We start from the raw sequence: 8,926 nt of genomic DNA, 5'->3' as shown, positions 1-8,926 counted from the left end.
GATCCCGCCCCCGACCACAACCGCCGCCGGCACGACCACCTCCGTTTTGAGCGACTGCTTAAATCCCACGATAGGCGTTTTTAAGCAGTCGCTCAAACGCCTCTGACATCCGGCACCGCCGGACATGACAGCGCCGACTTGAGGCGGGCCGAGGCACCCCTGTTTTGATTAACGTCTAATCAAGCGCCAAGGCCGCCGGGATGGGGTTGTCGATGCTGTCGTCGGCGGCGGGATCGATGCCCAGCTCACGAAGATGACGATTGAGCCGGTCGGGGTCCGCGCCATGCCTGGCCACGGGAAACCCCGGGTTGAGGTCGGTGATGAGCCGACCGTCTACGGCGTAGGTGACGTGGTGCTGGGCGTAGTCATGCCGCTGCACTGCCACCACCTCACCGCCGCCGCGCGACAGGTCGGACAGAGCCTCCCCCTGCGCGCGCCGGCCGCCGTCCTCGATCGCGACAGTCCAGTCCCCGATCCTCCTCACGGTGATGACCTCCGGCCCTTCCGGCAGGGAGTGGTCCGCGTCCGTGATCAGCCGGATGTCCTCGTCCGCGGCACCGAGCCGGCGGAGCACCTCGTGCTCCTCGAGCCCGCGAACGAAGGCGATCGTGTAGACCTCACCGAGACTGCTGCCCCTTTCCCATGCGTAGTCCTCCGGCGACGCACCAGGGGTCCTCGCGGTGGCGTGGACCATCTCGAACGTCCTTCCCTGCTCGTAGACCTCGGAATGGGCGGCGAAGAATGCCTCGACGATGCCCGGCGCGATGCGGCCACGCTCACTGACGGGGTGACCCTCCGCCTCCGCCCAGGTGCGAATACGTAGGAAGGTGTCACGCCCGTGCGCCCGGTGGGTGACCCGGAGGGGCGTGAAGTCAGCATCGGACATGCTCGGAAAACTACCGACAAGCGTGACGTCACATCGGCTCGTCCCGGCGGCGAGCTTCTCGCATGCCGCCTGCACACCCGGCCAGCCGGGCACGGCCGACACCTTTGGGTTCTCGTTGGGTGTCAAAGATCAAGATCCCTTGAGTGATGGCCCAGGGTTGTCCGCGGAGCCTTCAGGGAGTCGGACGCCGTGCGCTTGAAGCCGGGAGAGAATCAGCTTTCGAAGCTCGCGTTGTTGAACGGCGGATTCGTGATGCCCTGTGCGATCGTCGGCTGCGGCCCAGCGTTGGAGGACGTCGATGGTGAGAAGCCATTGGGCGATCGTGAGTTTGGGTTTCACGAGCTCGTCCGGTGGCGGCCATGAACCGGAGCCTGGAACGCCGGGTGTCCAGTGGGCGATCTGATCCCAACCGGCTCTGCGGATGCTGCGCGCGAGGTCGGCCCGCTGGCGGTTGCCGTTCACTGTCTCGACGCTGGCATCGTTGTCCATGGATGCGTCGATGAGCCCCCAATGGCGGAGGGGCATCGTGATGATCAGTCCGACACTCATGTCGGCATGGTGCTGCGGTCATGGAGGGGGGTCAAGGCAGATCAGAATCAGGCATCGGGCACGGCCGCACCCAGGGCGGGGCGGCGAAGGTGCTGTGTAGTGCTCGTGACCTCTGTGATGCGGCCGGCGAGTGCCAGGGCGGCCGGAATGGGATTGTCGATGCTGTCGCCGGCGGCCGGATCGACGCCCAGCTCGCGGAGGTGACGAATGGGCCGGTCGGGATCCGGGGCCTTGCCTGTCGGTGAGACCCCGGGTTCAGGTCGGTGATGATCTGTCCGTCGACGGCGCAGGTGACGTCCGCAGCTCCAGGCCGGCGCAGCGACTCGTGCTCGTCGAGCCTCGAACACGAGAAGCGGGTCGCCCCCGTGCCCCTGGAGCGCCCACCACTGGATGTACGGGCGGCCGCACCCCGGCCGGCGGCGGGCCAAGACCCTCTGCCGGCGGTGGGCCCGCCGCAGGACAGGACGACGCCGATGAGCGCCTACCAGGAGTTCGACGTGCGCACCCCGGACAACACCGCCCCAGCTTCGACGTGGCCAGGCCCGCGACATGGTGGCGTGGTTCCGCACCATCCTCATCGGCACCCATGTCCTGGCCGAACGCGACGAAGGCGGCACCGTCGCCTGGCACGTCCTGGCCCGGCGACCACCAGTTCCTGGGCCTCGCTTCCCGCCACGCCGGCGGCGGCGTCATGCCCGTCACGTACGGCGGCGACCAGGGCGCCATGATGCGGCGCGACGCCGAGCACGCCGTACGCCGCCACCCCCTGCACGAGTACGAGATCGCCAAGTACCACCCGGGGCTGCTCGACCTGCACGCCGTCGAAGAAGGCATGATCTACCGCTACGACCACGAGGGCGGCGGCCGCGAGCTCGTCGCGTTCGTCACCTGCGCCTACTGCGACAACGGCAACCCGTACGAGGCCACCCATAGGGGCTACCCCGTGCCGCACCATCCGCGGCCTCCTCCACGCCCACCGTGATCTGCCCGGCTTCCGGCCCGAACGGACCGAGAAGTGCCGGCGCAGGCATGCCCGCGGCGGTGGGCCGCTAGCGGAGCCTGCTCGCCGGGGGACACGGAGGCGCCGGGTCCGGACAGGCGAGTTCACCCGTCCTGTACGTCGGCGGCATGGGCGGCGGCCCAGGAGTTGAGGATGCGCAGCGCCTCGTGGGACCGGCCGCCTTCCTCGGCGGTGAGCAGCATCAGTCGCTGGCCGCCGCCGTCGGGGCTGTCCCACATGTCGCAGTCGAGGGTGAGCGGCCCCACCACAGGATGACGGTAGTTCTTGACCCCGTAACTGGCGGCGGACACGTGGTGCGCCGCCCACCAGGTACGGAACTCGGGGAACCGGACCGACAGCTCCCCGACCAGGGCCGCAAGCTCCGGCGCACCCGGGTCCGCCGCCGCCTCCATGCGCAGGGACGCAACCGCGGTGCGCGCCGCGTCCTCCCATTGCTCGTGCAGATCGCGCATGGCCGGATCGGCGAACAGCAAATAGACGTAGTTGCGGTGGCGGGCGGGGTACTGCGCGAAGTCGGTGAACAGGGCCGAAGCCAGGGTGTTCCACGCGAGCACGTCCATCCGTCGTCCGAGCACGAGCGCGGGGGACTCGGTGAGCTGGGCGAGCAGGCGCCGCATGGCCGGTCTCACCTTCTGCGCGGCGCGTCGGCGCGGGCGCGGCGAAATGACGCCGGCCAGGCGGTAGAGGTAGTCGCGCTCCGCGTCGCCGAGCCGCAACGCGTCGGCGAGCACCGGCAATATCGAGGCCGACGGCGGGATCCGGCCCCGCTCGATACGGGTGTAGTAGTCGACGCTGACCGACGCAAGCTGGGCGACCTCCTCACGTCGCAGTCCTGGCACCCGACGCGGCGAGCCCGTCTCGGGCAGACCGACCTCGCTTGGGACCAGCTCGGCACGGCGCGCTTTGAGGAACGCCGCCAGTTCGGCGGCGGCCGTTCGATCCCTGGACATACTTCACAGTATGAGCGGATTCGTGGCCGGCGTGCGGGGGCAGGATCCTTCCCCGGCATGAATCCGCCCTGGTAGGGGCATTGGGGCGGCGTAAGCCTGGATGCATGAAGACCACTGTTTCCTTCACCAGCGACGGCCTCACGCTCGCCGGTCACCTCTACATCCCCGACCACGCCACGGAGGGCGCTCCCGGCCCCGCGATCGTCGTCGGCCACCCGATGACCGGCCTCAAGGAGCAGACCGCCGGCCTGTACGCCGAACGGCTCGCGCGGAACGGGTTCGTGACCCTCGCGTTCGACTCCGCACACTGGGGCGAGAGTGAGGGCGAGCCGCGGTTCCTCGAGAACCCGGCCCGCCGAGTCGAGGACCTGAAGAACGCCGTCACCTTCCTCAGCAACCTTCCCGAGGTCGACGAGGACCGCATCGGCGGGCTCGGCATCTGCGCCGCCGGCGGTTACATCATTCCCGCCGTGGCGACCGACCACCGCATCAAGGCGGTCGCCACGGTGAGCGCCGCCGAGGAAGGCAGCTGGTTCCGCGACGGCCTCGCCCACTCCCAGGCACCGGAAGTCCTGCAGAACCTGCTCGACCAGGCCGCGGCGGCCCGTACCGCGGAAGCGCGCGGCGAGCCGGTGCGCCGGATGCCGATCCACCCCGAGACGCGACCAGAGCGCGGCGAGGTGAAGAAGAGCCTCACCCGCCACATCTACGACGGCTGGGAGTATTACCGCACCGAGCGCGCCTACCACCCGCGCACCGAGAACTGGTTCGCACTGCGCAGCATCGACCTGCTCGCGCAGTTCGACGGCTTCCGCTTCGTTCACCTGATCGCACCCCGGCCACTGCTCATGATCGCCGGCACCGAGGCGGTGAGCGACTACTTCAGCATCGAGGCGATCGAGCGCGCCGCCGAGCCGAAGGAGCTGTACTGGATCGAGGGCGCGAGTCACGTCGACCTCTACGACAAGGACGAGTACGTCACGCCCGCCATCGCGAAACTCACCGAGTTCTACGACACGGCGCTGAACAGCCGGAAGTCTTCGGCGGCCGCGTAACCACTGCCCCCGCTCCCAGGCCAGGACCACATGGTCCCGGTCTGGGAGCACAACCTTTCAGGAAGACCGAACTTCCATGCCCGCATCATCACGAACCTGCACGCCCGACGAACTCGACGTCCTCGACACGGCGTACTCCGTCCACCTCCACGCACACATCGAAGGCAGCCAGACGAACGACTCCGTCGAGATCGGTCTCGTCGCCGTGAACGGCAGCGTCTTCGTCCGCGCCTACCAGGGACCGGCCTCGCGCTGGTACCAGGCGACGCAGAGCCTCGGCACCGGGTGGATTCGCCTCGGCCCTACCGCCTGGAACGTGGCGTTCTCCGCCGTGCCGGCATCCGCGGACCCGCGCCTGGCCGACCACATCGACAAGGCCTACGTCCGCAAGTACGGCGGTCTCGCCGGTGCCGCCACCGGCGACCGCATGCGGCAGGCCACCATCCGCGTCGATCCGCTCACGCCCTGACACACTCAACCAAAGGCCGCTGGCGGCCCTCAGCACATCATCATCACCCCAGCCGAACGGCGCTTGGAGCACAGGGGATGCAGTATTCCCTGGGGCACTCCCAAGGGAAGTTGCATGTCGCGGAGTTGCCGGCGGGAGGTGATGGCGGCCTTGCGGAAGATGCTGCGTAGGTGCCGATCGTACGCCGGCTCAGGAACAGCCGCGCGCCGACCTCCTTGGAGGTCGGCCCTGTGGCCACCAGCGTGCGATGTGCAGCTCGTGGCGGTGAGCGCGTCGGCCGGCTGGGGGTCCGCTTGCGCCGTTGCCCGCCGGTGGCGCGGAGTTCGCGGGCCGCGCGCGCCGCGAACGCCTCCAGGCCCCATGCCCGACAGCAGCTCGTGCGCGGTGCGCAGATGCTCGTGGACGTCCTTGCGACGGCCTTCGCGGCGCAACCGACGCAGGCGCCGGCCAGGTCTGCGGCCGAGCCGTCGAACGCCTCTAGGTGTATCCCACGCCCTGTCTCGGAGTTCCCGCCTGTGGCGGCCTCGATCGCCCTGCACGTCTCCGGCGTCGTAACGACGCCGTCCGCCAGTGAACGGACATCCTGTCACGTCCGACGGACCGGGTCTTGACGGTTCAAATGAACGTCTTTTTAATTCGTTCATGGGACGCATAGCCGGCGTCACCGCCGCCGAGACGCGGGAGCGGCTGCTGCTCGCCGCCGCGGACGCCTTCGCCGAGCGCGGCTACGACGGCACGCGGGTGGTGGACATCGCCGCCGCCGCCGGCGTGAGCAACGGCGCGTTGTACGCGCACTTCGGCTCCAAGGCCGAGTTGCTGGTGGCCGCGCTGCGCACGCACGGGCAGCGGCTGCTGGCGGGCCTGCTCGCCGCCGACCCCGAGCGTTCGGCCATCGACCTGCTGCTCGCCATCGGCCGGCAGCTGCCGCGTCCCCGCGAGGCCCGGGGTTATCTCATCGTCGAGGCGCTGGTCGCGGCCCGCCGCGACGAGGACGTGGCCGGGCCCATGCGCGACTACGTGGGCGAGCGCGCCGGCTGGATCGCGGACCTCGTACGCGTCGCGCAGGACGGCGGCGAGATCGACACCGGGCTGTCGCCCAGCGCGCTGGCGCACTTCTGCCTGCTGCTCGCCATGGGCAGCGCACTCGTGCCGCCCGACCTGCACGCGGTCGAGGACGACGAGTGGGCCGCACTGCTGGCCAGGATCGCCGCCGCCCTCGCCGCCCCCGACACCGCACCAAGGGAGCCAACCTAGTGAAAATGCAGATCAACCCTGAACGCTGCCAGGGCCACGGCCGCTGCTACGACCTGGCGCCCGAGCTGTTCGGCGAGGACGAAGAGGGCTACGGCGTGGTGCTCGGCGACGGTCTCGTGGCGCCGGAGCACGAGCGGGCGGCACGCCTGGCGGTGGTCAACTGCCCGGAGAAGGCGATCGACTCGGGCGAGGAGGTCTCATCATGACCGTCGACGACCGCTTCGCGGAGGGCTTATTCCGCGAACCCGAGGAGAACGAGCCCGTCGGCGTCCGCAGCGAGATCGTCACCGGACCGGTCTCCGACTGGGCGACCGACTTCTCGCACCTGGAGCCGGAGTGGGCCGCGGACCCGTACCCGATCATCGATGACCTGCGGGGGCGCTGCCCGATCGCGCACACCGACCGGTTCGGCGGCGGCTGGCTGCCGACCCGCTACGAGGACGTCGCCGCCGTCGCGTACGACACCGAGCGGTTCTCCTCCCGGTCGATCATCATGAGCAACTTCCGGCCGCCGCGCGAGCTGGCGCCGATGGGAGGCTCGCCGCCCATCTCCTCCGACCCGCCGTTCCACCACCACGCGCGCAAGCTGCTGCTGCCGGCGTTCACCAAGACGGCGGTGGCCAAGCGGGAGGAGGCGACGCGGGCGTACTGCCACGCGCTCATCGACGCGCTGGAGGGGCACGCGGAGGTGGACGTGGCGCGCGACTACGCCCAGCACATCCCGGTACGCGTCATCTCCGACATGCTCGGCTTCCCGCCCGAGGACGGCCCGCGTTTCCGGGAGTTCATCGAGACCGTGCTCGAAGGGGTCAACCGGCCGCCGGAGGAGCGCGTGGCGGGCATGGACGAGCTGTTCGACTACCTGCTGGACCAGATCCGCGACCACCTCGACCACCCGCGCGACGACCTGACGACGTACCTCATCGACGCGGAGATCTTCGGGCAGAAGCTGGAGTCGGCGCACGTCGCGGGCACGATGGCGCTGCTGCTGATCGCGGGCATCGACACGACGTGGAGCGCGATCGGCGCCTCGCTGTGGCACCTGGCGAGGACCCCGGCCGACCGGGAGCGGCTGGTCGCCGAGCCGGAGCTGCTGCCGACCGCGATGGAGGAGTTCCTGCGGGCCTACGCGCCGGTGACGATGGCGCGCCTGGTCAAGGAGGACATGCACTGGAACGGCGTGGACATGAACGCCGACGACTGGGTGCTGCTCTCGTTCCCGGCGGCCAACCGCGACCCGGCGCAGTTCGACCGGGCGGACGAGGTGGTCATCGACCGTGAGGTGAACCGGCACGTCGCCTTCGGCCTGGGGATCCACCGCTGTGTCGGCTCGCACCTGGCGCGCATGGAGCTGCGGGTGGCGCTGGAGGTGTGGCTGGAGCGGATCCCGCGTTTCAGCCTGGCCGACCCGGCGGCGGTGACCTGGGCGACCGGGCAGGTACGCGGCCCGCGCTCGGTGCCGGTCCGCATCGGCGGGTAGCTCAGGTCGAGGCGCGTTCGACCAGGTCGGGCTGGAAGATGACCTGACGGTGCTCGTGCTCGTGCTCGGCGAGGTGACCGGCCTCGTCGAGCAGGAGCTGCGCGGCCGTGTGGCCGAGCTGCTCGCGTGGCTGCCTGATCGACGACAGCGGCACGGCCGCCGCGGCGGCGAAGCCGATGTCGTCGTAGCCGAGGATCGCCAGGTCGCCGGGCACCCGCAGGCCGCGCTGCGTCATCTCCTGCAGCACCCCGATGGCGACCAGGTCGTTGGCGCAGAAGACCGCGGTGGGGCGTTCGCCCGGCGGCAGGCCGGCGATCTCCTTGCCGGCGGCGCGGCCGGTGGCGATGGTGAGGTCGGGCAGCGGGATCACGGTGAGCGTGTCGCCGGGCTCCAGCACGGCGGCCAGGCCGTCGTGCCGCTCGCGCACCTGCCGCACGCCGAACGGCCCCCCGGCGAAGGCGATGTGGCGGTGGCCGCGCTCGCGCAGGTGGAGCCCGGCCAGCCGGCCGCCGAGCACGTCGTCCACGGCGACGGAGCAGCCGTGGACGTGCGGGGCCGAGCTGTCGAAGACCACCACCGGGATGCCGCGGCCGGCGAGCCTCCGGAGCCGCTCCTCCACGCCGCTGTCGTTGACCGGCGTGATGAGCACACCGAGCGGCCGCTGCTCCTCGAACGTCTCCAGCAGCACGGCCTCGCGCGCGGCGTCCTTGTTGCTGTTGAGGACCATGACGGTGACGTCGGCCTGCTGGGCCGCGGTCTCGACGCCGCGCAGCACGTCGATGAAGAACGGGTTGGACAGGTCGAGCGCGACCACGCCGATGGTCCTGCTGCGACCGGCGCGCAGCTGGCGGGCCGGGCCGTTGCGGACGTAGCCGAGCTGCGCGATGGCCGCGCGGACCCGGCGGCGCGTGTCGGGTGCCACCACCTCGGGCCGGTTGAGCACGTTGCTCACGGTGCCGACGGAGACCCCCGCGAGCCGGGCCACCTCTTTGATGCTCGACATCGTTCCTCGTGTCCGGTGAGCTGCGTGTCCGGTGAGCTGCGCTGGTGACAGGCGTGGTGACGACCGGGGTAGGCGCCTGGGAGCGGCGGATCGTTCCAGGTCACGGGCGTGTCGGTGGCGATCATAGCGCAGGCTGCCCTTCCGGTTTCGGGTGGTTCGCCCCGAAACGACGGCCACCCGCACGCCGCCCCACCTGGCCATGTGGAACCGCACGCGCCTGCGCGATAACGTGGATCACCAATCGTGATCTTTCCGGCGG

The 8,926-nt window shown here is 70.2% G+C and carries 10 protein-coding genes; 6 read left to right on the top strand and 4 right to left on the bottom strand.

The window, feature by feature from the left end; translation table 11 throughout:
- Window positions 1-175: 175 nt before the first annotated feature.
- Entirely contained in the window at window positions 176-886 is a 711-nt protein-coding gene (locus C1J01_RS51230; protein ID WP_220039922.1) for a DUF6461 domain-containing protein, read from the bottom strand.
- Between the two features lie 129 nt (window positions 887-1,015).
- Window positions 1,016-1,435 carry a hypothetical protein gene (locus C1J01_RS49115; protein WP_146615598.1) on the bottom strand — a complete coding sequence of 140 codons (420 nt, stop codon included), beginning with the start codon at window positions 1,433-1,435 and terminating at the stop codon, window positions 1,016-1,018.
- A gap of 586 nt (window positions 1,436-2,021) precedes the next feature.
- Between C1J01_RS49115 and C1J01_RS15150 the strand changes: the two genes are divergently transcribed.
- Window positions 2,022-2,417: a hypothetical protein gene (locus C1J01_RS15150; protein ID WP_111179601.1), complete on the top strand. Its 396-nt coding sequence runs from the start codon at window positions 2,022-2,024 to the stop codon at window positions 2,415-2,417.
- 122 nt (window positions 2,418-2,539) lie between these two features.
- On the opposite strand, the gene C1J01_RS15145 is transcribed toward C1J01_RS15150, so the two are convergent.
- Window positions 2,540-3,406, bottom strand: coding sequence for a helix-turn-helix domain-containing protein (locus C1J01_RS15145; RefSeq protein ID WP_111179600.1), 867 nt, complete (start codon window positions 3,404-3,406; stop codon window positions 2,540-2,542).
- 104 nt (window positions 3,407-3,510) lie between these two features.
- Between C1J01_RS15145 and C1J01_RS15140 the strand changes: the two genes are divergently transcribed.
- The 5 genes from C1J01_RS15140 to C1J01_RS15120 all read left to right on the top strand — a co-directional run bounded on the left by C1J01_RS15140 (window position 3,511) and on the right by C1J01_RS15120 (window position 7,664).
- Window positions 3,511-4,461 (top strand): alpha/beta hydrolase, encoded by a 951-nt coding sequence (locus C1J01_RS15140; RefSeq protein ID WP_111179599.1) that lies wholly within the window; start codon window positions 3,511-3,513, stop codon window positions 4,459-4,461.
- Window positions 4,462-4,537: 76 nt separating this feature from the next.
- Window positions 4,538-4,930 (top strand): DUF2255 family protein, encoded by a 393-nt coding sequence (locus C1J01_RS15135; protein WP_111179598.1) that lies wholly within the window; start codon window positions 4,538-4,540, stop codon window positions 4,928-4,930.
- A gap of 642 nt (window positions 4,931-5,572) precedes the next feature.
- Window positions 5,573-6,184, top strand: coding sequence for a TetR/AcrR family transcriptional regulator (locus tag C1J01_RS15130; protein WP_111179597.1), 612 nt, complete (start codon window positions 5,573-5,575; stop codon window positions 6,182-6,184).
- Between the two features lie 5 nt (window positions 6,185-6,189).
- A complete protein-coding gene (locus C1J01_RS15125; RefSeq protein WP_235854453.1) occupies window positions 6,190-6,390 on the top strand; it encodes a ferredoxin in 201 nt (66 codons plus the stop codon).
- The gene (locus C1J01_RS15120) at window positions 6,387-7,664 is read left to right on the top strand and encodes a cytochrome P450 (protein WP_111179595.1); all 1,278 of its coding nucleotides are present in this window, start codon (window positions 6,387-6,389) and stop codon (window positions 7,662-7,664) included. Before C1J01_RS15125 ends, C1J01_RS15120 begins: the two co-directional genes overlap by 4 nt.
- Before the next feature lies 1 nt (window position 7,665).
- On the opposite strand, the gene C1J01_RS15115 is transcribed toward C1J01_RS15120, so the two are convergent.
- Entirely contained in the window at window positions 7,666-8,667 is a 1,002-nt protein-coding gene (locus C1J01_RS15115) for a LacI family DNA-binding transcriptional regulator (RefSeq protein ID WP_111179594.1), read from the bottom strand.
- Window positions 8,668-8,926: the final 259 nt, after the last annotated feature.

Origin of the sequence: Nonomuraea aridisoli, assembly GCF_003236395.1 — a bacterium.
GTDB lineage: Bacteria > Actinomycetota > Actinomycetes > Streptosporangiales > Streptosporangiaceae > Nonomuraea > Nonomuraea aridisoli.
This window is presented reverse-complemented; position numbering and strand designations above follow the sequence as displayed.